The organism is Mycobacteroides sp. H003, assembly GCF_001440135.1.
GTDB lineage: Bacteria > Actinomycetota > Actinomycetes > Mycobacteriales > Mycobacteriaceae > Mycobacterium > Mycobacterium gwanakae.
Window position 1 is genome coordinate 172486 of sequence record NZ_LJYL01000009.1, and the last position, 24769, is coordinate 197254.

The 24769-nt window shown below is 61.8% G+C and carries 22 protein-coding genes and 1 tRNA gene; 9 read left to right on the top strand and 14 right to left on the bottom strand.

Annotated features, from left to right (window positions below):
- Positions 1-7: 7 nt before the first annotated feature.
- Genes AOT87_RS01110 through AOT87_RS01130 form a run of 5 tightly spaced genes read right to left on the bottom strand, consistent with a single transcriptional unit; the run spans position 8 to position 5149 of the window.
- A complete protein-coding gene (locus AOT87_RS01110; RefSeq protein WP_046252682.1) occupies positions 8-619 on the bottom strand; it encodes a YdcF family protein in 612 nt (203 codons plus the stop codon).
- On the bottom strand, positions 606-1610 hold the full coding sequence (locus tag AOT87_RS01115) for a glycosyltransferase (protein WP_046252683.1): 1005 nt from the start codon (positions 1608-1610) through the stop codon (positions 606-608). The genes AOT87_RS01110 and AOT87_RS01115 overlap by 14 nt, the downstream gene beginning before the upstream one ends.
- Complete coding sequence (locus AOT87_RS01120; protein ID WP_046252684.1) at positions 1607-2905, bottom strand: lipopolysaccharide biosynthesis protein; 1299 nt, start codon at positions 2903-2905, stop codon at positions 1607-1609. The genes AOT87_RS01115 and AOT87_RS01120 overlap by 4 nt, the downstream gene beginning before the upstream one ends.
- The gene (locus AOT87_RS01125) at positions 2898-4082 is read right to left on the bottom strand and encodes a glycosyltransferase family 4 protein (protein WP_030094426.1); all 1185 of its coding nucleotides are present in this window, start codon (positions 4080-4082) and stop codon (positions 2898-2900) included. Before AOT87_RS01125 ends, AOT87_RS01120 begins: the two co-directional genes overlap by 8 nt.
- The gene (locus tag AOT87_RS01130; RefSeq protein ID WP_030094427.1) at positions 4079-5149 is read right to left on the bottom strand and encodes a glycosyltransferase family 4 protein; all 1071 of its coding nucleotides are present in this window, start codon (positions 5147-5149) and stop codon (positions 4079-4081) included. The genes AOT87_RS01125 and AOT87_RS01130 overlap by 4 nt, the downstream gene beginning before the upstream one ends.
- 804 nt (positions 5150-5953) lie before the next feature.
- On the opposite strand from AOT87_RS01130, the gene AOT87_RS01135 reads away from it, so the two are divergent.
- The 4 genes from AOT87_RS01135 to AOT87_RS01150 all read left to right on the top strand — a co-directional run bounded on the left by AOT87_RS01135 (position 5954) and on the right by AOT87_RS01150 (position 12360).
- Complete coding sequence (locus tag AOT87_RS01135; RefSeq protein ID WP_057968823.1) at positions 5954-7420, top strand: sugar transferase; 1467 nt, start codon at positions 5954-5956, stop codon at positions 7418-7420.
- A gap of 464 nt (positions 7421-7884) precedes the next feature.
- A complete protein-coding gene (locus AOT87_RS01140; protein ID WP_057968822.1) occupies positions 7885-10707 on the top strand; it encodes a hypothetical protein in 2823 nt (940 codons plus the stop codon).
- Positions 10708-11004: 297 nt separating this feature from the next.
- Entirely contained in the window at positions 11005-11970 is a 966-nt protein-coding gene (locus AOT87_RS01145) for a glycerophosphodiester phosphodiesterase family protein (RefSeq protein ID WP_234795801.1), read from the top strand.
- A 15-nt stretch (positions 11971-11985) separates the two neighbouring features.
- Entirely contained in the window at positions 11986-12360 is a 375-nt protein-coding gene (locus AOT87_RS01150; protein ID WP_057966530.1) for a hypothetical protein, read from the top strand.
- Between the two features lie 941 nt (positions 12361-13301).
- On the opposite strand, the gene AOT87_RS01160 is transcribed toward AOT87_RS01150, so the two are convergent.
- A tRNA-Arg gene (locus AOT87_RS01160) sits at positions 13302-13374 on the bottom strand.
- A 371-nt stretch (positions 13375-13745) separates the two neighbouring features.
- Positions 13746-14891, bottom strand: coding sequence for a hypothetical protein (locus AOT87_RS28565; protein WP_131727289.1), 1146 nt, complete (start codon positions 14889-14891; stop codon positions 13746-13748).
- Positions 14892-15004: 113 nt separating this feature from the next.
- Between AOT87_RS28565 and AOT87_RS01170 the strand changes: the two genes are divergently transcribed.
- The gene (locus tag AOT87_RS01170; RefSeq protein ID WP_057966217.1) at positions 15005-15529 is read left to right on the top strand and encodes a hypothetical protein; all 525 of its coding nucleotides are present in this window, start codon (positions 15005-15007) and stop codon (positions 15527-15529) included.
- Between the two features lie 202 nt (positions 15530-15731).
- Here AOT87_RS01170 and AOT87_RS01175 read toward each other — a convergent pair whose 3' ends face one another.
- Both AOT87_RS01175 and AOT87_RS01180 read right to left on the bottom strand, forming a co-directional pair.
- The gene (locus AOT87_RS01175) at positions 15732-17741 is read right to left on the bottom strand and encodes a hypothetical protein (RefSeq protein WP_057968819.1); all 2010 of its coding nucleotides are present in this window, start codon (positions 17739-17741) and stop codon (positions 15732-15734) included.
- Between the two features lie 142 nt (positions 17742-17883).
- A complete protein-coding gene (locus tag AOT87_RS01180; RefSeq protein WP_057968818.1) occupies positions 17884-18984 on the bottom strand; it encodes an oxygenase MpaB family protein in 1101 nt (366 codons plus the stop codon).
- Positions 18985-19071: 87 nt separating this feature from the next.
- On the opposite strand from AOT87_RS01180, the gene AOT87_RS01185 reads away from it, so the two are divergent.
- Both AOT87_RS01185 and AOT87_RS01190 read left to right on the top strand, forming a co-directional pair.
- Positions 19072-19674: a TetR/AcrR family transcriptional regulator gene (locus AOT87_RS01185; protein ID WP_030094473.1), complete on the top strand. Its 603-nt coding sequence runs from the start codon at positions 19072-19074 to the stop codon at positions 19672-19674.
- 132 nt (positions 19675-19806) lie between these two features.
- Complete coding sequence (locus AOT87_RS01190) at positions 19807-20709, top strand: hypothetical protein (RefSeq protein ID WP_057968817.1); 903 nt, start codon at positions 19807-19809, stop codon at positions 20707-20709.
- Positions 20710-20774: 65 nt separating this feature from the next.
- On the opposite strand, the gene AOT87_RS01195 is transcribed toward AOT87_RS01190, so the two are convergent.
- Positions 20775-21695 (bottom strand): MPT63 family protein, encoded by a 921-nt coding sequence (locus tag AOT87_RS01195; RefSeq protein ID WP_057980218.1) that lies wholly within the window; start codon positions 21693-21695, stop codon positions 20775-20777.
- Positions 21696-21814: 119 nt separating this feature from the next.
- On the opposite strand from AOT87_RS01195, the gene AOT87_RS01200 reads away from it, so the two are divergent.
- Positions 21815-22819, top strand: a complete 1005-nt coding sequence (locus tag AOT87_RS01200) for an immunity 63 family protein (RefSeq protein WP_057969779.1) — start codon at positions 21815-21817, stop codon at positions 22817-22819.
- A gap of 4 nt (positions 22820-22823) precedes the next feature.
- On the opposite strand, the gene cynS is transcribed toward AOT87_RS01200, so the two are convergent.
- The 3 genes from cynS to AOT87_RS01210 form a co-directional block, all read right to left on the bottom strand.
- A complete protein-coding gene (gene cynS / locus AOT87_RS01205) occupies positions 22824-23264 on the bottom strand; it encodes a cyanase (RefSeq protein ID WP_046252706.1) in 441 nt (146 codons plus the stop codon).
- Between the two features lie 36 nt (positions 23265-23300).
- A complete protein-coding gene (locus AOT87_RS29465; protein WP_256364537.1) occupies positions 23301-23429 on the bottom strand; it encodes a hypothetical protein in 129 nt (42 codons plus the stop codon).
- Between the two features lie 101 nt (positions 23430-23530).
- The gene (locus tag AOT87_RS01210; RefSeq protein WP_057968676.1) at positions 23531-24025 is read right to left on the bottom strand and encodes a MarR family transcriptional regulator; all 495 of its coding nucleotides are present in this window, start codon (positions 24023-24025) and stop codon (positions 23531-23533) included.
- A gap of 54 nt (positions 24026-24079) precedes the next feature.
- On the opposite strand from AOT87_RS01210, the gene AOT87_RS01215 reads away from it, so the two are divergent.
- Complete coding sequence (locus AOT87_RS01215) at positions 24080-24490, top strand: DUF5313 domain-containing protein (protein WP_057968675.1); 411 nt, start codon at positions 24080-24082, stop codon at positions 24488-24490.
- Positions 24491-24534: 44 nt separating this feature from the next.
- Here AOT87_RS01215 and AOT87_RS28570 read toward each other — a convergent pair whose 3' ends face one another.
- Complete coding sequence (locus tag AOT87_RS28570) at positions 24535-24756, bottom strand: hypothetical protein (protein WP_070950146.1); 222 nt, start codon at positions 24754-24756, stop codon at positions 24535-24537.
- Between the last annotated feature and the right edge of the window lie 13 nt (positions 24757-24769).

Consider the following 24769-nt stretch of genomic DNA (forward strand, 5'->3'; position numbering starts at 1 on the left):
TCCCTCCTCAGCATCCGGGGGTCAGAAAGGCCTTGACGTAACTGCCGGACTGCCGGACGAACATCCACGACCAGAAGGCAACTCCGGAAGGAGTGGGACTAGCGACCATGGTGAGCTCCCCGTCGAAACACTTTCCGACGATGTAACGAGCACGCGAGACGTGTGGCGTGAAGGTGATGACGATGATGTGATGCCAGCCGAGTTCCTGTGCCTTGGCGCGTATTTCCTGGGCCTCGCCCTCGGTGGTCCAGGGGTCTGGGATGAAGCAGCTGACCGTGAATGTGAAGTGGCCCTTGCAGTACTTGTCCATGTTGCGGTCATTGGCACCGGTCGACTGTGCGATCAGCAGGTACGGTGCGTACCCGCGTTTCGCCAGATCCAGCCCGACGTCGAATCGCTCGTAGGGAGTGCCGCCCAATACGACGATCGCGTCGGCGGGCCGTAGCGGATCGGTCTGCGGGTGCATGTACACACGCCAGCCAGCGGTGACGAACCCCGTCGTGAGCACGGCGATCGCGATCAAGGCCAACAGGACTCGCCTGCGCCACCGTGGTCGCCGGTCGGCGGCAGGCACTGAGGGCTCATCGGTGGGCATTTCCGTGGCGTCAGTGGAGCTCATCGGCGATTTCCTTGGCGCGGTCGACGTAGCGGTGCGATCCCTGCGTCACGCGAAGGTGGCCTGCCCCCGCGATCTTGGCGGCTTGCGCCGGATGGCAAGCACACCACTGCAGGATCTCGCCAAGTTCGGCCTCGTTGGAGAACAGCAGACATTCGGTTCCCTCGTTGAGCAGCTCGCTGTGTTCATCGGTGCGTTCCCCGACGAACAGCCCACCGCACGCGGGTATTTCGAACGTTCGACAGGTGTGGGTGTCGCGGTTGTCAGAGTTCAGCAAGACCAGGTTCGCGGTGACGGACGCCACGGTGGTCGCGAAGTGATCGCCGTAGACGGCGCCACCGACTGTGGCTCCGGTGGCCTGCAGCGAGGGCATGCGTCGCCAGCCCGGACCACGAACAAGAAGATTCTTCCCGTGCTCGTTGCCGAGTCGGGCGATCATGTCGGATCTGTCCGGGCGTCTGGCTCCGATGAACCCCACAAGATACTGCCGTGCAACCCGTTTCGCGCACGCACGATGCCACGCGGGGTCGTAGGCGCTGCGTACGAACTTCACTCGGCGCGCGCCTCGGTCTTGCAACTCGGTCACGTTGTGGCGTTTGGTGGTGACCACCAGATCCCACTCGCGTTCGTGTGCCAGGTAATCAGTCGTCGTGTTGTAGGGATTGCCGACATCATCGGGGCTGTAGTGGACGCGGACTGCTGCCGGAACCTGGAGTAGTCGTGCCTGGTCCAGGTGGATCGATTTGAACCCGAAGAGCATGTCGGGAGTGAAATCTCGCGCAATGGCATCGATCTGATCATGCACGGAGTTCTGCACCCAGGATGCCCTCCGGCGCATGGCCTTTGAGTACACCCAGGCCGGTGACAGCCTGGCAGGCAAGGTGACTCTGGTGGTGTCCACCACGACCACCTCATGGCCCGCCTGGCGGAATCCGTCCGCCATCGACCGGGCATTACTGCCCACCCAGTCATCTCCGATAAAGAGGATCTTCATCGCACAACACCCTCTTGCTCCGATTCGGTCTCGATGAGCACGCCTCGTTCCCGTCTTGCCAGGTGCCTGATTCGGACCAGATACCAAATGGCTACTCCGAATTCGGCGCCGATCACGCCGCCAATCAGTGCCCACACGGAGTGGCTCCAGGATGCTGCGATCAGCCCGGCCACCGACGCCGCTGTACCTACCACCGACGCTACGAGGACACCATGCATGTCCTGACGTACCGGTAACAGCGCGGTGCTGATGTACGAGCTGATAGTGCTTGCCGGAAGAATGAGAAGCTCGGCGCGCAGTAGGCCGACGGCCCCGAGGAACTCGCTTCCGAAAATGAGGTGAACTATCGGTGTCGCGAGCACCCAGAGTAGAGCTGCTGCGAGTATGGCCACCGCGACGGCGCCGCGTAATCCCCGCAAGCCGGTGCGCCAGAAGTGTTCGTGTCCACTGCGTTTCGCCATCCGGGGCAGCAGCACCAATCCGATCATATCCAGGAGAGATTGCATGGCCCTGACCAGACGATCACTCGCCGAGAACAGGCCCAGCGACACGGCGTCGAGCATGGCGGAGTAAATGGCCGGTGCGCCTTGCCCGTATCCGGTGGTGAGAAGTCGTGAGGTGGCGATCGGCCAGCTGGTGCGGAGGATGCGGCCAGGTGCGTAGGGGCGACACAGCCCGCCGAAGGTGCGCAGGCTGTCCCACCAGGTGCCGGCGACCGTCAGAACTGAGGAGCCCAGCAGGCACAGCACCGCGGTGGACGCGTGTGGGGAATGCGGTAGTAGCACGATGAGAAGAACGAGGTAGGCGATGCGCCCGGAGCCCTGGTAAACCGCGGATGCGACAAACCGCCCCTGCCCAATGAGCAGCCAGTCATCGGAGGTGGCCCAGAGCCCACCGGCGAAGAGTCCCAACAGAATCATGTGCACATACGAGGGCGCCCCGGCTATCCAGCCGACGCCGAACGCGGCGCCGAGCACGGCCAGGGTGATCAACCTCAGGGTTAAGTAGTCGGTACGCACCTGCCGGAGTTCGGCGGGGGTGTTGCGTAGGGCGGGCACTTGAGCCGCGAGGAACGGTGTCATGCCCAGGTCGACGACGATGGAGCCGAAGAAGTACGCCGCCATCCCCACGGCCAATAGCCCCATTCCCGCCGGGCCCAGAATTCGGGCAAGTAGTGGCACGGTCGCGAATGTCACGACGTATTGGCCGTACTTGCCGAAGACAACGGCCCCGAAATCCCGGGCCAGTCGTAATGCGCGGGGAAGCGTTGCGCTGTTTCGCGGTCCCCTAGACACTGCGCTCTTCTAACGATGCAGTCGCGCGACGGTTGAGGACCTGCGCGAAGAACGATGCGACGGTCTGTGCCGAGTCGGCGATATCGAATTTTCTGGCCCGAGACTGACCGGCTTGCGCCAATCGGATTCGAAGGTCACGGTCTTCAATGAGACGGTCGAGGGCATCGGTCAACTGATCAGCGTTGCCGGCGTCGACCAGCAGCCCGTGAACTCCCGATTCAATAGCCTCAGCGGGACCGCCGGGCTGGGTGGCGATGACTGCGCAGCCCGCGCGCAGCCCTTCGACGACGACCTGCCCGAAGGGCTCGGCGATGACCGAGCAATGCACCAGGATGTCGGCGGTGGAGAGGATGTCGGAGGGGTCGTCGAGATGCCCGGTGAATGTCACCGGCAGCTGCAGTTCGCTTGCCAGGTCTTCTAATTCGGTTCGAAAGGAATCCTCGCCGAAGAAGGTGCCGCCGACGAGGTACACGCGCTGAGGCTTAACGCTGGTGTTGGCCAGCGCCCTGAGGAACACGTCTTGTCCCTTCCATCGCGTCAGTCTGCCGACGACAGCGACAACGGTCTCGGCGGGCGGGCGCTGGGGCGGGTGTTCTGTGTCGAGTGTCCGCAGAAAATCCAGCCCGGGGTACGCCACGACGCCCGGGCGCCGCCGTGGCCGGAGGGAGTTCTGGGTGGATCGGCTGTTGGCGATGTATCCGTCGGACACCATCATGCCGATCATTCGGATAAGGAATGCCAGTGTGGCACCGAAATATTCAGCTGATATCCGATCGTGAACGTGCCAAATCAAGGGAATCCGCGCTCGTTTGGCCGCAACGGCAGACATGATGAGAGCTTTTGTGCTCCCTGCGATCAGCACATCGGCTCCGTGCTCCCGCACGACGGCACCCACATCCCACCCGAGCCGAACCAGTGACGCGGCTCCGGTCAACCTGCGCAACCATCCGGAACCGTCAATGGTGACGCTTCGGCTATCGAAAGTGTTGGCCAACAATGATGTTTGTATGCCTTGGGACCTCATTGCGCTGACCATGGGGCCGTCTTCGGTGTAGATCACGGATGGTTCGACCGTGAACTCCGCGGGTACATTGCGTAGCGCCGACAGCAAGCGCGAAGTTGCCAGCTCCGCGCCGGAGGGCGCGGCCGTGTGGGCGACGAATACCGCCCGGATCACGCGCTCAACTCCGAATACACGGCGTGGTGACGCTGCGCGGCAGCCGCCCAGGAGAACGACTCGGCATGTCGCCGGCACTGCTGCGCGCTGGGGAGCACGCCATCGAGTGCCGAGATGAGGCGCGCCCCAAGCGCTTCGGCGTTGTCAGATGGCACGATCAACGTGGGGTCCAGACCGCGTACTGCATCGGGGAGTCCGCCACAGTCGGTGACCACGGCAGGTCTGCCGGTGGCTAAGGATTCGAGTGCGATCAATCCGAACCCCTCAAGAGCCACGGATGGTACGACGGTGAGGTCGGCAAGTGTGTAGAGCTGTGTCAGGGTTGGGTCGTCCACACGTCCGGTGAATTGGATGCTGTCGTCCAGACCCGCCGCTGACACCTGTGCTCTCAGATCATTCTCGGCGGTGCCCGTGCCCACGATCATCAGGCAGGCATCTCGATGCGCGGATACGACGGCCGGCCACGATTCGATGAGGCGGTGAATTCCCATGCGGTGTTCGAGCCTGCGCACGCAGAGCACCGTGCGCCGCCCGGTGGGTGTCTCCAACGGTGGTAGCAGTCCGAATCGGTCGAGGTCGACCCCGGGTGGAATGACTTCGATGCGATCCGCCGGTATCCGATAGTCCTCGATCAGAACGTCACGGAATCGATCCGACAGGACGATCATCCGCTCGGCGCCGGTGTACCGGAGGCGCTCGACGACGTACTTGGCACGGGAACGGAAGGCTCCGGCTCCTGCGAACCTGCTTTCTGCCGCCCAGGGTCCGTGGAAGTGCACAACTAGGCGGCTGCGGGTGCGCCATCCGGTGGCGGATGGTCCATACAGGCAGAAGTGGCGATCAAGAATGCCGGGTTGTCGCAGCCCGGATCGATCGTTGAACGCGGTGAGAACCCGCGTTCGAGTGGACCCGCCGGTGGCGCCCCAAGACCATCCACCGTCAGAGGGCACCCCGAATGCGGCGGCCGACAGTTCGATGTTGTCCCGGTGGCGGAGCGCGGTGAACAGATCGGTGAAGTACCGATTCAACCCGCCCGGCAACGAGGAGAACCACTCCGCGCCGGTCATGTGCACTCTGATGGGCGCCATATCAGGCCTCATCTCTGCTGCTGGCGATCTTTGCTATCGGTGACGGCTGCGGCCTCGGTCCGACGTCGCGCGTCGTCCATCGCCACGCATGTGTTCGCCGACATGCGTGGTCCGCCTTGGGGGCTCGGCCCCATCCCTCATGTTTGTTCAATGTTCAACCGACTCAACATGCACGTGCACGTGGCCGCCGATAGGTTCGTATCCATTGATGCTCATAATGCCTGAGTAGGCCAAATAATATTACCGAGTAGCGCGATGCTCTTCGGATGCGAAATTCATGTGCGCAACGACGTCCGATGCGCCTAGTTCATGCCGCCAGGCAGCCGACTCGTCTCTAGCCTGCAACACACCGTGGGTGCTCCGCAACCTGAGGCAGGGGTTTCGCTCATTGAAAGTTGGGTTTGGCCTTGCCTTTAATTTGCCCGCAACTAGCGGGTGTGTGGTGCTCGAGATAACGCTGTGGCAGACTGGGGCGGATGCGTTCCGCGTTGCCTGAATCAGCCTGACCTGGTCATGTTATGGAAATGTTACTTGCCGGTGAGCGTTGTGTGATTGGCGTGAAGATTAGCAATAGGTGGCGGTGGGAGATGTTTGTTAGATGATTCTTATTTCCCTGCAATAAAACTTTCATTTGTGACGTTGCGACCCGTGGAGTAGCGTGACAGTCATCGCGTGGCGTGTTTTTGGTCGTTATGGAAACCTCTACACGTAAATAGGTCGGGCTCAATTGCCTAAATCGTCCATACGAATCAGCCGATATGAACGAACGGGTCAAGTGCACTTATGGATTTGAAGAGCGTCGTTAGTGACGGAATTCAACGGAGGGTAGAAGCACGCCCTGGGGGGCTGTTCTACCTGCACCGACGATGGGCGCCGGCGGCTGACCTGGTGGCCATCGCCCTCACGTCACTGGTCTCGTATCAGCTCGCGCATCATCTGCTGTCCGGGCGCCAGGACCTAGGCCGCTGGTATGCGGCAACGGATGTTGTGATCGCCGTCACGTGGTTTGCTGCGCTCTCGCTGCACACGGTGGGCCCGGGAAAGGCGTTGCGGGCGGTCTTGCAGCAATGGCAGACGGTCGTCAGTGTCACGTTCCAGCTATTCACGATTGTGCTGCTCACCTATCTCATCTCGCGTATCGAGCTGATCGATATCCGGCATTTGGCGATCGAGATACCGCTTGGACTGTTGGGCATACTCGTAGCTCGGTATGGGCTGCGGCGTATCTGGGGCTCGGCGAGCCGGACTCCGGTGCTGCTGGCGGGCGATCACGACGCTGTGCGGGAGATGATCACCGCCTTTGGCCGTCACCGGGGCAGTGGCTTCGAGGTTGTCGGCGCGTGCACTCCTGGAGTTGATCATTGGCTTGGCGGACAGGCGATCGAGGTCGGTGATCACCGCGTGCCGATAGTCGGCGACGACCGCCACGTGGTCGAGGCCGCGCAGCGGACATCGGCTCAGATCGTCGCGGTCGCGATGACCAATGACCTTGGACGCAAGGAGCTTTCAGTGCTGGCCTCCGAGCTCGGAGATCTGGGAATCGAGCTCGCGGCATCTCCTGGGGACGTGGACGAGACCGTCGTGACGACAGCGGAGCGGGGTTTGGAGCGGGTTCATATGCTTGAGATGCTCGCCCCGGGCCATCGCCGGGCCCGGTCGATGTCGAAGGAAGCATTCGACATGGCGTTCGCAGCGGCCGCCATTCTGGCCACCGCGCCGGTGATGCTCGCGATTGCCGCGGCCATCAAGCTCACCAGCGCCGGGCCGGTGCTCTATGTGTCTGAACGAATCGGCTTGGACGGCGTGCCATTTCGGATGATCAAGTTCCGCAGTATGTACACGGGCGCCGACCGCGATACCGCGGCGATGATCGACTCGGCAGGAAGTACGCCCGTCTTCTTCAAGGCGAAGGAAGATCCCCGCATCACCCCGGTGGGGGCGTTCATCCGGAAGTACAGCCTCGATGAACTGCCCCAGTTCTTCAACGTGCTGTTCGGTGACATGAGCGTTGTCGGGCCGCGGCCGCAGGTGCAGCGGGAGGTCGACGCCTATGACGAGACGATGCGGCGACGGCTCCTGGTGAAACCGGGTGTTACCGGCCAATGGCAAGTCAGCGGCCGTAACGATCTTTCCGTCGACGAATCTATCCGTCACGACATCTCGTATGTCGACAACTGGTCCATGGGGCTCGATATACGCATCATTTCCCGGACTGTCGGCGCGGTGGTGCGCAGCGAGGGCGCCTACTGATACTCGGTCGATGGCCCGTAGGGCTTCCCGAGTTTTGGTGTGCGGCCTTGTGGCGCACAATCTTTCGAGCAGGCCTTTGCGGACCGAACGGTCACCGCATTCAATCGGTAAATGCGTGTTAGCGCCAGAACACATCGTTGACAGCATGACACTCTGTGTCCTACGGTTCCTTGGGTGGTACCCCTAACTGGCGACGGGCTTTCCTTCGAGTACCAGATGCTGATTGCACATGGCTGTGGTACGGGGCGTTCCTTGCAAATTCGCTGCGAATAGGCATCGCCGATTTCTCAATGGACAGTGGGACTTTCGGCGTACAACGCTGCTCAAATTTTCTGAGGAGAGGTGTCGTGCTTATGTCGGGTCGGGATGTTCGGTCGTCGAATAACGTTCCCAAGCGATCGGGGAAGCAAGTCCTTGCCGGCGCGCCGGTGCCTGGCCGCCTGCCATTTTCTACGTCGCGGGTGATGTTGGCGACGACGGCGCTGGTGACAGTGACGGCGCTGACAGTCGGTGTGGCGGCGCCGGCCACCGTCGATTTCTCACGTCCCGAGCCTCAGGCCGCCGCAGCACTCGCTCCGCGTGCGATGAGTCTGGAAGTTCAACTTGCCTCGATGGTGGGCATCTATGGGGTGGGACCCGTCTTCCAGGCGTTGCGCCTGGCTGGGGTCGGCAGCCCGGATGCAGTCCTGACTAACGCGGTCGGGTTGCTTAATGATCCCGGTTTGTCCTCGGCGGTTAAGACGCTGCTGGACGTGCTGAACACGATCAGCCCTGTCGAGCCTAAGGTGCCCGGTTTCGGACCGGCGGGCGTTCACGATTCCGTGAACGAGCTGAGTTACAGCATGGGCGCATTCAGTGGGCTTGAAGGCGTTGTAGATACTCTTAATAGCCCGTGGATCAATTGGATTCCCGGTATTAGCGCGATCGGCAATGACTTGCTGACGGTAATCAACCAGCGGCGCGCATTCATTCTCGGGGACGGTCTCGGTGGGACCGATAGTGCGCTTGCGCTACGTCAGATGATCAAAGACGTCGAGTCCGACAGTGCCTTGTGGGGTGACGATAAGCACGGTGTGACTGGCGTTGTCGCTGTACTGTTTCGCAACACGTCGCGCCCGGGCGGCGGCCTGATGGCGATGGTCACTCCCATCTCGGAGTTGTTTGGGCTGAACCTCAGTAATCCCGGCGCGGGCAGTTACACGAATGCAGGGGCCAATGCTGGTCTTGCCACCAAGGTTCTCAATATCTCCGTCACCGATGTCGGGTGGAAGTACGACCTACTTTCGGACGCTCCGTCGACGCTTGACCCGCTCGCCTGGGCGAATTCTGTCGCGGGTGTGGTTATGCCTACCTACCTGATCCCCGATAAGGACAAGGCAGTCCCGGTGGCCGCCAACCTTGTCGGTCAGTTGCTTCCCGGGCTCATCAACGCAGGGTTGGTCACCGCGGACCCGACGGGGGGACAGGGGCTCCACCTACTTACCCAGGGCACGATCCTCGATGTGGTCAATGGCCCCCTGAACAGTGCGCTGAATGCGGTTCTGGGGCCGGTCTTTCGGTCGATCCTTGGCGCTGACTTTAAGTTCCCGGTGCAGGGCATCTCCACTTACGTCACCTATGACTCGGGCAACCTTCCGCTCCTCGAGCCCTTCCACATGCTGCCTCGCCTACTCGGATACACGGGCGTGGCGGACATCACCACACCCGTTGCCGATTCGTTTGAGAGTGTGCTCACCCAGCTGGTCGCGCTTGGTTACCAAGATGTCAAGGGCACCACCGACGCCAACGGCGTGATGACCTTTACCCGCGGTATGGATATGGCCGGTGTGCAAACGGATGTCTTCAGGGCACCGACCAACATCAACTGGGCGCAGCGTTTTGAAGTCCCGCAGACGGTGTTCAACGCGCTGATCGACGGTTTCAGCAATAACCTGCTGAGCCCGGAGAAGCAGAGACTGACGTTGTTCGGTAACAGCGCACTGGGGGATGCCATCTATAAGAACGCGCTGGTCATATCTGTGGCTCACGCGGTGCGCGAGGGACTGACCCGGCTCAAGAGCATCGCCAACCCCATGTTCAACCAGGCGCAGAACATGCTCAAGCCGGTGGCCGATGCACTCGACGCCGCCACAGTTCAGGTGAACAGGGTGATCGACCAGGGGCGTGCCGCGATAAAGGGCCTGAATATCGACGCGAGCAAGCCACTCTTCGATGCCAATCGCGCGATCAACGAATCAACTAAGTCGTTGGACAACGGGCTCCTCGGGGCAGTGCAGAGCGCTGGTGCTCATGTAGTGGCCGCGCGCTCCACCGCCGCTCTGATTGCGATGCCGGAAACGCTCCCCAAGCCTCAGCAGCTCACCGCCGGAACACCGGACCTTGCGTCGCGCCTGCTCGGCACCAGCGGCTCAGGCAAGGAAAAGGAAGCGGCCGCCGTCAACGGCGATGCTGTGTCGGATGTCGAGAAGGTCTCGTCCGCAGCGCTTTCCGCATCGAAACCACGTGTGGTTGCGGGCAGTGAGCCCTCGGCGCAGCACGCTGCCGAATCGGCTAAGGACACCGCGAAGGAAGACCTCAAGGCCGCGCCTCAGGCTGACCCGAAAGATAGGGACAGCCGGATCAAGCCAGTGGTCAAGGAAGGGCTGCGCGACAAGGTGGACCAGTCACTCAAGAAGCAGATGACTGACACCCAGAACACCGGCAGCGTCGCCGCTTCCGCGGTAACCAATACCGATGCATCCGCCGCGGCGGCGAAGACTGACAGCGCTAAGCCGGTTGGGGATGCTGCGTCCAAGCCTTCTCAGAGCAAGCAGGACAACGACTCTGGTCACCACCCGGCGGCCTCGAAAGACAAGGGGAAGCCTGTCAAGCCGGTGGTGAAGGAGAAGCTGCAGGACAAGGTCGATAAGGCGAACAGTGCGCTCAAGGATTCGGCCGCCGGGTCGATCAAGCAGACGAGGGGTGCGATCACCTCCACAGTGACTAGCACTGATGCATCCGCCGCCTCAACGAAGACCGACAGTGCTAAGTCGGCTCCTGCCGATGCGGCTGGTTCCTCGAAGGGAAACAAGACCAAGCAGGACTCCGACAGCGGCAGGCGTCACGAGGATTCTTCGGGTACGTCTCATAAGGTGAAGGTTAAGGTGGCTTCGCCCAGTGAGTCGGGTGGAAAGCATCGCGCGCCTGATGGGTCAGGTGGTGGTTCGAGCGCGGGTGGCGGTTCGGAAGGCTCGGGTGCCCATGGCGGATCGGCTTCACGTGGAGGAAAGCACTCGGCGGGCGACTAGAGGGCGCACGGTTCGGCACTCTTGCGGGCGAATGGCGCTGGTGAACCTTTCGTGGAATTCAGCAGTTCGCCCGACAATCGATCAGCAGTGCATCTTTGCGGACCGATTGATTTCAGCTTTCAATCGACGGATCCGCATTAGCGTGAGGTTAGTGCGCTGAAACGTTGGTAGACGTAATAAATTTACGCTAAAACACTGCGTTGACAGCATGACACTTCGTGTCCTACCCTTCGTATAAATGCTCCCGATGCGGTGTTGAATGAACCGCGCTGCTTTCCAATTTGAGGTGATCTGTAAATGCTCGGTGCGTGGTTTTTGACTTCCGGTTTTATGGCTATGACATTGGCAGTGGCTGGATGCGGCGATTACACCGGCGACGAAAATGGGCAGGCGACATTTGCGGAGACTATAGCTCCACCAAGCAACGACCGGCTCCCTGTCGATGTCGATTCCAGGCCAATGCTGATCGCGCACCGCGGCGGTACGGCCGATTATCCGGAGAACACACTTCTGGCAATTGTTAATGCTCAAAAATCAGGTGTCGATGGGATGTGGGTAACCGTCCAGGTCAGCGGTGACGGGATACCGGTGCTGTATCGCCCGGTTGACCTATCAGTGTTGACAAATGGGAAGGGGCGGGTGAACGCCCAGACGGTCAAGCAATTGAAGGAGCTGAACGCGGGTTGGAATTTCGCCAGAGAGGACGTCAACCCCTATCGTCAAAAGTCGGTCCAGATACCGACCCTCGAGGAGGCGATCGGCGCGATCCCGCCGAGTATGCCGCTGTTCCTCGACCTGAAGCAGACGCCGGCTCAGCCCCTGGTGGACGCGGTCTCCCGGGTGCTCGTCAAGACCGCCGCTGTAGAGAGATCAGTTATCTATTCGACGGATGCCGAAGTGTCTGCATTAGCGGCTCAGAGTGGTCTAAAGGTCGCCGAAAGTCGCGATATGACTCGTCAGCGTCTGTTGAACATGGCATTGAACCATCGGTGTGAGCCAGCGCCAAGCGCCGGAAGATGGGCTGGTTTTGAGCTCCATCGCGATGTCGTTGTGTCTGAAAAATTTACGTTGGGTACGGGGGTGTCCCAAGTCGATGCTGAGCTTTGGGACCCCAGCTCTATCGAGTGTTTCAACTCTCAGCATGCTGACATGAAGACGATTGGGTTTGCAGTGAAAACCGAGGATGATTTTCGCCTGGCCCGCAAGATTGGGCTAAATGCTGTGCTGGTTGATTCGCCCCTGGCAGCACGAAATTGGCAATAGAGAAGCCTTCAGACAATGCCTGATAACCATGTCTATCCGCTAAATGCTGAACTAGCCGAGTTGCGTTTCATGGCCGGCCGGCCCAGTTTTCGCAGTATCAGCCGGGCTATCGGGTGCAGTCACACGACGGTCGCCAAAGCCTTCGCGCCCGGGGCGATCCCGTCATGGGAGATCCTCCATCTGGTTGTGCGTCAGCTGGACGGCGACGTCGACACTTTTCGTAAGCTGTGGTGTGACGCCGTACGTAAACAGGAAAACATAGTCAGCGGTACTCAGAATATTGCCACAGTGCCAATATGGCGAATCGTCACCGTTTTTGCATTCGCGGCCATCGTCGTGTGTGCAGGAATGCTGTTGATGATCGCTCGCCCGTCAACGCGCCATCGATGAGAAACGGTCAGTCGGGGCGTTCCTTTATATCGTGAAGTAACGAGATCTGTTCGGTGTGCAGTTCTCGTTTCTCTGAGTCCCGCAAAAATAGCAATGCCGCGGATAAAACATTTACCAAATGGACGCAATTGGAAATTCATGGATAGTCATGGCGCTGATCTGTAAATGTGGACGTAGAACGTGCGTGATCGCGATAATAATCGGTTGCATGATCGAGTGCAGAATACCGTCAGACAGGGGCCTGACATCGAGCGGGTTTCTATGATTGGCACAATGCCGGGATGGGGTAGCGCTGCGTATTGTTGGTCTGAGGCAATGGAACTACTTTTCTGGCTTTCACTGATCGTGTTCTTCCTTATGGCTACTTTTCGGACAAAGAATACCGATGCGCGGAGTGATCCTGTACACGTAAGCCCATCGTTGTCATGCTCCACAGATCAATCGGAGAATTTAATGGACCCAATTGACCTAAATGGGACGCAAATCAGTATCGGCACGCTCAGTGATATAGCTCCGCAACCGGGTGTGTCACTAGAGGCTGTGGGTCGCGCACTTGGATGTGCACGGTTTGTTTTTCGCGATGCATCTCATTTATGGGATATGGGCGACAATTGAGAGCATATTATCGGCTGCAGCTCTCGGATTACGACGAGAATAGAGATATTTCCGTGTATGTAACCAACTGGGACGAAGGGCAAGGTCTTGCCGCCGCTTCCGCGGCAGATCGCGGCTGTTCGATGGTATTGAGGAAGAAGGAGCCTGACTATGCGGATTGGTGGATGTACAGGGGCACGTTCCTCGTAGGGATCGTGTCTTTGGAGCGAAGTTATCAATAGCCAGCTTGGATAAGCAAAAGTTTGTGGGCTGTAGGCCTGTGTCAACGCTTGCGCGGCCGCGTGCGGTTCGGCGCACGGGGTGACGGTGCGATGTAGTGGAAGAAGTGCCCTCGGCAGGATTCGAACCTGCGACACCGGCTTTAGGAGAGCCGTGCTCTATCCCCTGAGCTACGAGGGCGGGGGACCTGTGTGAATAGGTGTCTAAAACTCTAGCGGGTCGGCGGGTGTGCTTCGGACGCTGGCTGTTGGCGCGTCGAGGGCGTTGCCGGTGATGCTTGTGGGAAGCGATGGCTTCAGTGGGGCAGATATGTCTGGGCAGTGGGTAGCCGGGTGCCTGGTTGGGCGGCTGTGATTTTTGATTGCGTTGGTGTATCTACCAGGATCGAACGCACCTACCACTGCCGCCAACGTGCTCTTAGTCGACCGACACCGATCGAATACGAAGTCATAAGGCAGCAGCCGCCATCCCGGCGGCCTAAACCAGAAGAGTCCACCCAACCTTCAGCAGCCCCGATCGAGCAGCGGTTGCCGCTGTTGTCTGGGTGCCGACTAGTTTCCGGGGCCTGCCACAATGGTGAGGATCTTGCCTGTCAATGGATCGGTGCGTGCCAACCACCACGACTTTCCGATTCCCAGGCCATCGTAGCCGTCCAGATACCATTTGCCGTCCACGCGCGCAGCTCGATATTTCGTGCCATAGCCGCCGAAGGACGCCGCTTCTCCGTAGCGCGATGTGATGGCTGCCGTGGCGTCGTCATCCAGGTTCCAACTCGCGAACAGGTCGGCCTCGCCGACCTCGTCAACGGACCCCAGCGGGGCCCACACTGCCGGGTCGATCCGATCCCCGCCGGAGGGCACCGTACGGATGAGTGGTAACCCACCGCAAGGCTGTTCATCGGGAAGTGTTGCGTCTAGCGAGACCCCGACGATTGCGGGGAAAGGTCGTGCTGCGCCGGTTCGTACGAGATAACGCGAAATCGGCCCAGAAGGGTGGACGGCAGCAATCAAGTTGTCAAAATTGTTGCGGTCTAACGAGATGCAGTTGCGATGAAACTGCGAGTCGGCGAAGGGAATAGGCAAGGGCCATGGCGGTGTAACCGGTGTAGCTGGCGTCGAGGATAGCCGCCCGCCTGGGGTGAGTAACAGCTGCGGGCGCTCCAGGTACGGCGTTCGCGTGTTGAGGCTTTCGAGCAGGAGCTGCTGAGCCGAAGTGATGGCTGCAAGGAGGTCGGGTCGGCCTCGGGGGTCGCTACTGTCGCAGGATATGCCGGGAACCTCGTCGAGCAATGTTGCTTTGTCAGATATCGCAGGAACATGAACCTCGACCACCATGTTGTCAAATATCTGACAGCTCTCTCCGAGGGGGCGTTTGCGCGTCAGCTCAAGCTCTACCGCGCGTACTGCTCTGGTGATGGCATCAGGAGAGGCTTTAGCTGAAACTTTACCGGTCGGACTTTGCCCCGCCAAGATTACGGTCCCGTCGTCGTATGCTGCGAGAAAGGGCACCGCATCGTCCGTCATCTGGTTGATCGGCGACTTGAACCACCTGTCCAGTCGCATCACCAAGCGCGGGGACGCAGACGTTTCGGCTGGCTCAGATGATCGCTGCGGGTTGAAGCGGCCAGAACATCCGCCCGTAAACAGCAATCCAGCGCACAACATCGCCGTCAGTAGTCTGCCGGCAAGTCCTGTCATGAACCCACATTAGGCGTCACCGATCCTAGGCAATAGATTCAGCAACACACACTTTTGTCCTGAAATCTGTGTGTGCGGTTATCTTCGCGAATCGTTCCGTGCATACTTTGCTCATGATTCGCTGGATAGGATCCGCCGCGACGGTCTTCACACTTGCGGCCGGGGGTATTACCGCATCTGCTGTTGTGGCGCCGGGCGTGGCGTGTGCTTGCTCGTGCGTCGCTGTCCGCAAGGACGCGGCCTCGGTCAAGGAATGGCTTGGGCACGCGCAAGCCATCTTCGTCGGGACACCTACTGACACCTTCGGGATCGGCAACCCCGACACCGGCCGCACCATCTACGAGTTCGCAGTCCGCGAGGTCTACAAGGGCGATGTGGGTGCAGTGACAACGGTCAAGGTAGAGAACTTCGGGCCATCCTGCGGACGTGGGTACGACATTGGTACGGAGTACTTCGTGGTGGCAGGTAAGCCCGACGAGATACCCAACGACAGCAGACCCAACGCACCCGCCGCCTACGGGGACAACATGTGCTCGTTGACTCAAGCATCGGCAGGGTCCGATCTGCCCGGTCCTTCGGAAGCCGTCTACGGGAAACCTCATCCACCCACCGGGCCATCCGCCACGCTGCCCACATAGGGCGCGGCCCGGGACACCGTTTCCTGTCACGCGATGAGGCTCGCGAGTTCGGGGTCTGAGAACAGCGCCGTGGGGATGCTTCGGGCGTCGGCTTTGTCGCGCGACGAGGGTCTATCGCGTGAATACCAGACACGGTCACTCCGGCAGGAGGTTTTCTCGCTTCAAGCAGGCACGCCGTCAACAACCTCCCGGGTTGCGACATCTAGGCAGGAGGGCGCAGCCCGGCGATGGTGTGTTCGGTCAACCGCAGCAGGCTGGTTCCGGCCTTCTGCATGACCTCGAAGGAATCGTCCCCGGTCTTGACGGGTACTTTCCACAGGGTTTGGCAGGTTGCCGGGTCGACGGCGATGAACTCTTGATTGCTGATGTCCCGCCAGATGACGGTGGTGCCGTCAGATCCCACGTATTCGCCGCTGTCGAGCTGCATGTCGCAGGCTGGGCCCTGTTGACCGGTGAACAGGTCCCATGACCGCCACGCCCCTGGCGGTTCGCCAGCGTAGAGCTTTGTGCCGATCATGCGGAAGTGGTCGAGTATCGATGCAGGTACGTTGACCTGGGGCTTGCCCGCCGCGGTGTAAACCTGCAGCCCGCCGGTGTCATAGTTCTTGCCCGGCCGGTTCTGCGCAATGATCGGCATCGCCGGATTGGCCATCGCATAGAACCCGGTCAGCATGGCCACCTGTTTGCCGTCGCTGTCATACAACCCCACGCCCCGGGGGCGCGGCCCCCCGTCGAACTCGACGGCGAAACCACCGACATACGCTCGCACCTCGGCTACCCGCTGCCCCTGCGGTGGGGTGGGTGTCAGATCACGCCCATCGACGGAAAACACACGAAAGTCGTTCCCGGAGCTGGACTTCTGTATCCCCACTGTCAGCGGCGCGATGTCGTCCACTCGCGGGTCATTGATCTCAACACTGACCAGATCCCCGTTGCCGGGAAGAAACCACGTCGGTTCTCCTTGGGAGCCCACCCCGTAGACACCCTTGCCTTCCGCCGAGGCGACCAGCCAGCTCGCTCCGTGGGAGGGCCCGAGCGGGACCAGAACCGGGCGACCTGGGTGACTACGGGACTCGAGGTTGCCCGCGCCCTGGACCTTGGGGTCACCGGTGTAAGTCACCTTGCCCTCGTCCAGATCGATCACCCAGAGCTGCTCGTGCTGGCCCGTGCAGGAAATTATCGAATCCGGGCAACTGTCGGTGACGCATACGGCCACCGACGGGCCGTTGGTGGAACACGTGACCCCCGCCCATCCGGGCATCTCGATCGGCGGGAACAGCGGCTTGCCGGTCTTGGTGTCCAAGCCGTACACCAATCCGGTGACCGTTTTGTCGGGATCGCTGCGCAGCGTCGAAAAGTAGGCCCTGTCCGAGACGGCGGCGAAAAGGTCGCCCACTCGAGTCTCCGGCGTGAACCCGACATCGGTCACCGAGACCTGCCAGGCAGGCACCGGTTGGCGATCCAGTGCGAAACCAATCAACCGGTCTTTCGGCGTCCCAACCGGCGCCTCCTGCGCGTTGCTCGGCTCACCCGGACTGCTGCGGGGCCACCAGTGCACCACGGCCACGCCACCAGCCACCACAGCGACAACCACCGCGCACACCAACACCACCCACCGCCGCCGCGGCGGCCGGTCTCTCCGGTCGGTGCAGTCGGCTCCCTGGCAGGTCAACCAACGTTTGGTTGACGGTGCAAGCACCAGCCCCAGCATTACCAACGCGACGAGCACACCGCGGATCATCGTGCCCAGCCCGGGACCGAACCGCATGACTTCCACATCGGAGGTCTCGCTCATCGCGGCGACGAGCCTGCTCCAAATCTGGGTGGCGAGGACATGGGTGACGACCGGGGCCAGCAGCAAGAAAACGCCGGCCACTGCGACGACTATGCGGCCGGCCGGTTTGCGGCGCAACAGCATGATCCCGCCGACCACCAAGGCCACCGCCAAGATCGCGTTGAGCACCGCGACCACCGTGTTCAGGGTGTCCATCGCGCCGAGCGCCGAGGTCGCGTCCTGGGGCAGATACCCACCAAGGCGACCCAACGAATCATCGGTCGCCCACCGGGCGTACGCGGACCAACCGGTACCGACCAGGCACATGAACGCCGCGATGAAACACAAGATCGCGGCCCAGCGAGCAGTCTCGCGACTCGGAGGGTTGGACGCGTGTTCTGGACCGTCAGCGGCCTCCCCCGACCGCACCGTATTCATGAGTCCAGAACTTACCGATCCCGCTCAGTCTTTCGTGCACCAAATGCGTGACGCTGCATCGCGCAGCGGATGGCATGCAGGGGTGTCGCTCCCCGAGGGCGGGGATCAGCACAGGAGTCTACCGGGCTGTCCCCGTGGGCTCTCATCCGAACGGGCAGGTACCGGTTGGGCGTTCAGGGGCGGCAAAGCTATCCAGGCGATAGCCGTGATAGAAGTCTGCCAGTCGCTCGTTACGGCGGGTCAAGGTTCGCGAGATCTTCTCGTACTTGCGCTGCGCGGTACGCGATCCATCGAGCTGAGCGCGGGCGTCGTCTATGCGAATCATGTTGTACAACATGGGTTCTATCAGGAGGCGTTCCGGTGTCACACGCCACACCAGCTGCAGGAGCCGGGTGTAGAGGGTGAACTCGACGTGGTGGCGGGGCTTGAGCCGGAACCCGATCATCTCGCGTATCTCGGGGTGCATCGCCTTAGCCGAGCACACCTGAATCACCCGGCCCGCGATGGGGCGGATCGCGAGCCAGAGCGGCAATAGGGCCGGGCGCATCGCGGCGGGGAGTAACAGTGTGGGCAGTGGAAGCCGCATCAATCCGGCGAACTGCTCGCGCAAAAAGCCGTTGGACTGCAGTCTGTTTGACACCATGTCGTCGTAGTACTCGACGAAGGCGGCGTATGTTTCCGGGAATTTCCCCTTGGCGCTGGGTAGTTCGAGATCCTTGAACAGGTACCGCTGATATTGATATGCGGCCTCCTTTTCGGCGGGATTCATCGAATAACCCGTGCAGTAAGGGAAGGCCTCCAACGTGGCGTTCATGGCACTGGCCGCGATCCATATCCACAGCTCGGGATCCAGTGCGCTGTAACGAATCCCCGCGTACTCGCCGACTCCCGTGCCTCGCACATCGCGGTGACGCTCCTTGAGCCATTGTGCCGTGTCCGCTCGCTGCTGCTCATTGCCGGCGAGCAGGGACATCGCGCTCAGCGCACTCCGAATGCCGCGGTCGGTGAAATTCTGGCGGAACCGTCCGGAACGGTCCACAGACGCCGCCACCGGCAGCAGGGCTACCTCGTCGAACAGCACCCCGCCGAAGACGCCGGTTAAGGGGCTGCCCAGGTGCTTGCGAAATGCGTCCATGACGCGCGGGCGCGTGCCGGCCGCGCGGAGGAAGGCCAAGCCCGCTTCGTGGGTATCGCGGTTCGATTCGCCGTCATGCGTGGTATCGCGCGGCAGTACATGCGTCATTGCATCCTCCGTCGGTGTTAGTAATTTAGTTAGAAACTAACATTGCAACACGAAGTTGGGAAGTACCTCTGCGTGAGAGACTGAGCTGTGTCTGCAGATCCGGATCCGACCGGCGAGCGCATCCTCGAGGCCGCGCTGCAGACCATGCTCAGCTTCGGTCTTCGGCGGGCGACGGTCGACGAGATCGCGCGGCGTGCGGGCGTATCGCATATGACGGTCTATCGCCGCTGGTCCAACAAGACCGAGCTTGTGCTCGCGGTCCTCATGCGGGAGGCGCAGACGATGTTCTCCGCCATCGACCGCGAAATCGCGGCGCTGAAGAGCCCCGAGGACAAGCTCGTGGCGGGATTCACCGGAATCTATTGGCATGTGCACACACACCCATTGATGCAGCGGGCGGTGGAAACCGATCCGGAGTCGGTGCTGCCGGTCTTGACCAATGGGGCAGGCCCAGCCCTGGACATGGCGACCACATACCTGGCGGGTCACGTGAGCCGCAGCGCCGGCGATGTTGTCGACGACGCTTACGGTGTTGCGGAAGTATTTGTGCGCCTGACGCATTCGTTAATCCTTGCGCCCAGCGCCCGCCGCGAGCTGGCCACCAGGGAAGACGCCGAACAGTACGCCCGCGAGTACATCCTGCCGATCGCGCGGGCCTTGGTGCCGGCGCCCAGCAAGGCGCTGCTGTAGCCAGGCGGTGCGACGTCGGCCGATTCTCAGGCGCCCACTGTGTGTGCTTTCGGCCGGTGGGCGAGCGGGCCAAGTAATCTTTGTGCATTGACCATGGCCGGGGACATAACGACGAGACATTGGGGGTAGCGGATGGATACGGACATCGGAGCGGGCTCACCGCCGGGCGACGACTCGTCTGATGCCGCGGATACCGCGCCGCTACCGGTCCTCAACGCGTTTCCCGGGATGTTGTCCGAACCCGGTCCGTTCGCTGCGCCGGAACAGGAGTTTGGCCAGCCGCCGTTTCTCGATGAGCCGGCGTTCGTGCAACCACACTCGCCCGCGGTGGAATCGAGTGGCCAGTACCTGCAGTGGCCGAGTCATGAGCCCTTCAGTACGGCGGCTCCCGTCGCCTCGGGACCTGCGAAGCCCACTGCTCCGGTTGATTTCTCGTCCTGGGAGGACAAGCCGCAAAGAAGCAAGCGGCCCTTAGTGATTGGTGGCGCGGTGCTGGTCGCTGTGGTGGTCGTCGTCGGTGGTGTGGTCGCCGCATTCGCAGGCGGTGGCGACGACGCCCCGCCCGCGGAACCGAGCGCGGCCCCATCGACAACGGTGGCGAGCAGGGATTCCGATGCCGAAGCTCGCTTGCTCTCCATGCTTCCGACGGGATACGCGACGTCGGCCTGCAAGGTCGTTGACCCCGCGAATGAGGCGGTGGCACAAGTAAAGTGCGGGCGTAGTGACGATCCGGATGGGCCTCTGGAGGCCAGCTACTCGCTGGTGAAGGACAGGTCCGCGCTTGCGGCAGGGTTGAGCCGTCTGACGAAACGTAACGCGGTGGTGGTGTGCCCCGGCCGGATTCAGTCGCCGGGACCGTGGCGTCGTAACGCCACGCCGGATCAGGTGAGCGGCACGGTGTTCTGTGGCACCAACCAGGGACACCCAGTGGTCGGTTGGACAGATGAGGAGCGGTTGCTGCTCAGCGAGACGCGTTCGGGAGTGACCGGTCCGACTCTCGACCAGCTGTATGCCTGGTGGTCCTCGCACTCATAACAAAAACCGCCGGCCGCACGAGGCGGCCGGCGGTCAATGCCGAAAACTGTTTCTCCAGGCTCCTACTAGCCTTCGGTGGACACCGGAGTGCCCTGGCTGCCCGCTGCGCGCTGGCCGTGCGGGGTGCTCTCCGAGGCTGGAACGGCGGGAACCGCGGCCACTGGTGGGGTCGCGGTCTGCGGCGCGCCCTCGGCGCCGGGGACCGGAGTCGCGGGTACCGGCGAGGCGGGGGCCGGGCTGGCGGGCACCGCGGTGCTGTTCAGCGGCGTGCTTTCGGCGGGGACCGGGGGGGCAGGAGTCGGACCCGGCGTTGCGGTCACGGGAGCCACCGTCGGGGTCGCAGTCGCCGCGGGCTGCTGTCCATCCACCGGGGTGCCCTGGCTACCGGCGGGCAGCGGGGTGCCCTGGCTGCCCGCGGGAACAGCGGCAGGTGCCGCGGACGTGGTGGGCGCGGCGCTGGTGGCCGGCGCAGGAGCGGTGCCATGCGATTGGCTCGAAGAACCACCCGAACGCGGCGCGGCAGCGGCGGGTGCGGCCTTCCAGGTGAGCAGGTCCTCGTCACCGGAGGTGTAGGTCACCGTCTCGGGGGCGGCACCGGTCACGTCGAAGTAGATCTTGCCGCTGGTCTTCTCGCCCTGCGACAAGGTTCCCGGGTTCACGCCCTGCTCGGAGGGCACGCCGTACAGCACGCGATAGGTCTCGCCGTCGCTGGCCTTCGCGTTGAAGTTGGCGACGATGGGGATGACGCTGCCCTGGATGGCCTCGTCGGTGGCGGTGGCCTCCCATAGGGTGCCCTTGGGCTGGTACGACAGCTGGTCGGTGCTGACCTTCAGGTCGCTGATGGTCCACGCCTGTACGACATCGCCGTTGGTCAGGCGACCTTGCTGGCCGAGCGTGGTGTCGGCGCCGGCGGTCGGCATCAGGGCAAGTCCGGCGGCCGCCGCGACGGCCCCCAAGGCGGCAGTGATAGGCACATTGATCTTCACGATGGTGGTCTCCTTGACGTCCGAAATGCTCCCCCCAGCGGGGACGGTCTGTCGTAAAACTAACAGGTCTGGGTGCACCATCGTCGCCCGAAGTACACGATTGCCATACGGTTAAGAACATGACGGTTGATTCCACCGGTCACGAGGGGGCCGCGCCGGAGCCAGACGACTGGCCACCCGACGCACGCATGTTCACCATCCGCGCCGCGGCGGATGATGCCGTGCCAAGCTTGGCCGCCGAACTGCCCATTAGCGCAACAGAACTCGGGATGTTGGATGGCGATGCTGACCATCCGGTGCAGTTCTGCAGCGTGCTACTGGAACCGCCGGTCAAGCACCGGTTCGATGCCTCCGATGCCGCCCGGTATGAGCGTGAATACTGCGACCGCGATGATGACGGTGAGTTCTTCATGGTGCATGTGGCACTGCTGGGCCCGCGCCGCCCCGGGGTGTCTCTCGCGCCCGGCGCCCGCGATGTTCTTGTAGACGTTGCCTACGTGGTCGATCTGTCGCTCGAAGAAGACGGAGTACTCAATTCTGCCAAGGTCGACTGGGCGGGAGGGGCAATCGTTGATGTTGCTGGGGAGGCGGTGGCCGATCGCGTAGCCGATACCTCCGAGGGACAGCCCGATCAACCGATCGCCTCTGGGCCTATGTCCGCGCCCGTCCCGGCCGCAAGTGCGCCCGAGCCCGGGAGTCCGGGGAGTTCGGCGTGGATCCGCGAGCAGCTCGATGTCCGTATTGCCGTGTTGAGCCGGCTCGCTGGTGAAGTCGCGATCTCCGAAGTACCCGTGCCGACGGAGCTGGCCAAGGGGGAGCGCCACTCCAACACCGCTCCGCAGTATGTGCTGGATGGAGCGCAGTTCTGGTACCACACGCGTGATCCGAAAAAGGGATTCGTATGGAAGACCACGAACAACCCGAATGAACTGATTTATTGGTGCATCGACGATGTCGCCAGGGGACTGGCGTGGCGGTGGACGCAACAAACGGCCACCTACAAGACCATGCCCCCGGCGATGGCGCAACGCACGCTATGGGCGCCGTACTGGCAGCTGCTGATGAATGCGCTCGACACCAAATGGGGCGCCATTACGGGTCGCAACATCCGCGACCTGCTGTGACCGGTCACCACCGGTAGTCGAGAAACTTCCCGTCGAGAGTCAGGACCACACGATCGCCGTCGGGATCGGAGCGGCGCGCGATGTCGACCTTGAAGTTGATGGCGCTCATGATGCCGTCGCCGAACTCCTCGTGGATGGCTTCCTTGATCGCCGGGCCGTAGACGCTCAGCGCCTCATACAGCCGGTAGATCGTCGGGTCAGACGGTGCACCACCGTCCAGCGTGCCGCGGTACGGCTGGGCCCGCAACGCAGCGGTGACCTGCGGCCCCAGCTCGAGAAGTTCCGCCACCTTCGCAGCCTTCGCTTCGGGCACCGGGTGCTGGCCGAGAAGCGCGGCAATGGTCCAAATCAGTGGTGAGTCAATCGCTTCCGCGATGTGCTGCCACGTCAGCTTCTTCTCGAGGCGGCGAGCGGTGATCAGTTCAGCGGCTTCGTCCTTGGTCATGACCTCAGACAAACAGACACCCGCCGCACACGCAAACTAGCGCTGCCACATGCCTTTCTGGATGTCACGCTCGTAATAGTTCATCGAGTTCTCTCCGCTCGCGGTCCAGAGCATGGCCAGGGTGACGAGCGTGATGGCGATAAGCACCATTGAGTCGTTCCACATGATGACCTCCTTGGTAAATCGATCGGTCTACCACTCATTGCAGCACCTACACCGATCGGTGTACAGGGAGGTGTGGCGGACGCCACATAACGACTTTGCGGCTAGTCGGTGTCCAGGGCTCCGGCGGCCAGCGCGGCCGCATTGATCCTGGTCAGTACCGCATGTAGGTGTTCCAGTTCGGAGAGGTCGACACCCAGGCGCTCCACGACGGCGGCCGGCACCTTGAGTGCCTTCGCGCGCAGTGCGGCGCCCTGCTTGGTCAGGGTGACGTGTGTGGTGCGCTCGTCGGTGGCGCTGCGTGGGCGGGTGATCAGGCCCAACGTCTCGAGCCGCTTGAGCATGGGGGAGATGGTCGCCGAATCCGTTTGGAGCAGGGCGGCTATCTGCTTGACGGACAACGCTTCTGGGGCATCGTCCGCGCTGCTCTTAGCGTGATCCCAGAGCGCCAGCATCACCAGATATTGCGGATGTGTGATCCCGAGGGGGGCGAGTAGCGGCCGGTAGATGGCCAGCACGGCGCGGTTGGTGACGGCTAGTGCAAAACACACCTGCCGCTCCAGGGCCAGCGGGTCTACATCGGGTGAGACTGCGGTCATTCTCACTATCCTAACCATTAGTTAGTGCACTAATTATTAGTCTACAATCTAGTCATGGCCGCCGATCGCCCGAACTTCTTTCAGTACGTCGCCTACTGCTACGGACGGCGCCTACCTGACTCGATGAAGGAGTGGGTCGCCAATGACTTGGCGGGTAAGGGTGCGGTGCGCCGGCACATTCTCCGGTGTGCGATTCCACCGTTGTTCATTCTCGCGCCGTTCTGGCTGCTGCCGGCGTCGCTGTACGTCCACATGGAGATGACGGTGCCCATCTACGTGTGGGTGCTGATCATGGCGCATGCCCTCAACAAGGTGTGGCGCCGCCACCGGCTGGTGCAGCATGAACTGGATCCGGGCCTGGTCGATGTGCTCAAGCGTCAGAAGGACGCGTGGATTCACGAGGACTACGCGCGGCGATTCGGGCCGCGTTCGGGCGACGGCTACTCCAGCAGCGGGCCCATCTAGCACGCGGTCTGTCGAGCTAGACGGTCGGTTCAGCGATGCTGGGATCAGTCCCAGTGCTTCCAGTGGCCCTTGCCGCGCCAGCCATTGTTGCCGTGCCAGCCGCGGTCCCAGTTGCCATCCGCGCAGACGGTAACTCGGGGATAGGTATCGACGGAACCGCAAATGTCGGGATCGGCCTTTGCCGGGGTTGCGGAGGCGATACCGCCCATGAACAAACCACTAGCAACGACTCCAATTGCCAAGGCTGAGGGCAGGATTCGTTTCATGATTCACAGCCTA